Here is a 2,458-nt window from a genome sequence, read left to right as displayed (position 1 = left end):
GAAAAATATCGCAAGCAAGCCGAGCGCCGCGCCGAGAGCGGTATATAGATGTACGCCCCACGCGCAGGCCGTGAGAAATTTCTGCCTCGGGAGCATCCGCGGCAAACTTCCGGCTGCGCCTGATGAGGTCAAGTCATTTGTCCGGCTTGTAATCGCGCGGCCCGAAGTATTCCTCGAGCACCGTCATGAACGGTCCGCACGCGCGGTTTTTTTTCACGAGCGTCATCGCTTCTTCGAGAGACATTTGCCGATATGCGCGCAGGAACGCAATCGCCAGCGTCGGGGCACGATTCATCCCGGCATTGCAATGCAGATAGACGCGCGAACCCGAGCCGACCAGGTCGCGTAGATCGTGCAGCGCAGCTTCGAGCCGCTCGGCCATCGCGTCCGCGCTGCCGTCCTGAATAGGAGTGCGCACGTAGTCGATCCCGTGCGCAACGTACTCCGCGCTCAGTTCGCGATCATCCAGCCCGTTCATGCGCAGATCGTCGTCGTCCTGCAGATTGTGCACCGCGGTAATTCCGTAAGTGTCCTTGAGCCACGCGATATCAGCCTGACCGGGATATTCGCCGACTACCAACTCATCCGAGATCACGCTGACTGACGGGCGCTTGCCGTTGCGAGTCGGTCGCGGCGTATGCTCGGGCCGTTTGCTGAACCAATCAACCATGATTCAAATGTAACCATCGGGCGAGCAAGTATTCCAGCATCAAGCTTTGGCGTGACCTCGAGGAAGTTCCGGCGAGCGGTCGTTCCTCGCGCGCGCATGCTTGACCGGTTCGGCGCCGTTGGTGCTTGCGGTTGATGCGTCAGAGCCACGAGGTAACCTCGAGCGCGAGCCGGAAAGCGTGGTGACCGCGACGCGCATCAGGTCGGCGATTTTGCGATAGGCGCCGGCGCCTTCGGAACTCTCCGCAAGTTCGCGAAGCTTCGACGCCGTGATCGCGCGACCGATGCGGACTTCCACCGGACGACGCCGCGGGATGAGGCTGCCTTTGCCCATTACTTCGTGAGTTCCGCGAATCAGCACCGGCAGCACGTCGCATCGGCTGCGCAGCGCCAGGAATCCCGCGCCGCTTTTGAATTCGTGAATCTCGCCGTCCGCCGAGCGCGTGCCCTCGGGGAACATCAGGACGCTGCGGCCCTGCGCAAGTTCGGCGAGCGCGTCTTCCAGTGATTCGAGCTGCGCGCGTTCGCGATCGAACGGCATCATCGACGTGAAGTTGGCCGCGAGAAAACGGCGCGCCGGCGTGTTGAAGAAATAATCCTTGGCTGCCAGCACGCGGAGGTCGTCGCCAATCGCGCCGAGCGCGTAGCCGACCAGGCTGAAGTCGAGATGACTCGAGTGGTTCGCGACGACGATGAAGTTGCGATTGGCCGGGACATTGCCGCGCCCGAGGACCTTGGGCTTCAGCCATCCGTGGAAAATTGCGCGCTCGGCCCCGCGCACCGCGAACCGCCCGAGCCATTTCAGCGGCGAGGGCAGGTGCACGGTGTAGGGTTCGGCGAACTTTGCGTACGACGGCATTCGGGGGCGGCCATTGCCGCCCGGCTGGGTCGCGAGGAGTTGCAAGTCCGCGACGGTGCGCAGGTCCGCAATTTCCTCCGGCGCAATCTCGCGGCTGGCGCGCTCGCCGATCAACTCGCCGATTTCGGCCAGCGCGAGCGAGTCGAGGCCGAGATCCTCGATCAGTCGCGTTGCCGGCGCGATGTTGACCGGCTCAGTGCTGACCGACGCCAGAGCTTCCGCGAGCCACGTCTCGACCTCCGGGTTGGTGCTATCGGCGTCGGCGTCGAGCGCGCGAACGTCGAGCATCCGCCGCAGTATCGCGGCGACATCAGCGCGTTTGATCTTGCGAGTGCGGGTGCGCGGCAATTCGGTGTCGGTGAAGCGGAGAATCCGGATTCGTTTGTGCGCGCTGAGTTCGCGCGCGACCTTATCGAAGTCGCTGCGCAGCCGATCTTCCACGGCGCGACGACTCTCGGCGCGCGCGTAAGCCGGAACTACCAGCGCTGCGACCTGCTCGCCCTGTCCGACCTTCAGGCCGACAACCGCCAGCTCCTTGACGTACTCCGAACGGCCGTAAATTTCCTCGAGCTCCTCGATGTAAATATTGTTGCCGCCGGAGTCGACTATGACTTCCTTGGCGCGGCCCACCACGTACAAGCGCCCATCGTTGTCGAAGCGCCCGAGATCGCCGGTGTGAAGCCAACCGTCGCGCAGAACTTCGGCGGTCGCGGCCTCGTTGCGATAGTAACCCGCCATCACGTTTGGCCCGTGCGCGACTATCTCGCCGATCGATCCTGTCGCGGGCATCAACTTGATCTCGACGCCGTTCAGCGGCCTTCCTACGGCGCCGACTTGCAGCGGTTCGTCAGGCCGCGCGACCGCGAGAACCGGCGCCCCTTCAGTCAGACCGTAACCTTCGAGCAGCGGGATTCCGATGTCGTTGAAAAA

The 2,458-nt window shown here is 63.3% G+C and carries 2 protein-coding genes; both read right to left on the bottom strand.

Going from position 1 to position 2,458, the window contains the following annotated elements; translation table 11 throughout:
• Positions 1 to 133: 133 nt before the first annotated feature.
• Positions 134 to 670, bottom strand: a complete 537-nt coding sequence (locus tag VIW95_RS09435) for a dual specificity protein phosphatase family protein (protein ID WP_331585756.1) — start codon at positions 668 to 670, stop codon at positions 134 to 136.
• 39 nt (positions 671 to 709) lie between these two features.
• A partial coding sequence (locus tag VIW95_RS09430) for a 1-acyl-sn-glycerol-3-phosphate acyltransferase (RefSeq protein ID WP_331585754.1) occupies positions 710 to 2,458 on the bottom strand: 1,749 nt, incomplete at its 5' end.

It is taken from the genome of Binatus sp. (SeqCode) (assembly GCF_036522015.1).
Lineage (GTDB): Bacteria > Desulfobacterota > Binatia > Binatales > Binataceae > Binatus.
This window is presented reverse-complemented; position numbering and strand designations above follow the sequence as displayed.

Bases quoted from the DNA above. Each gene is read 5' to 3' on its own strand.
- VIW95_RS09435 (WP_331585756.1), bottom strand. From the start codon at position 670: ATGGTTGATTGGTTCAGCAAACGGCCCGAGCATACGCCGCGACCGACT.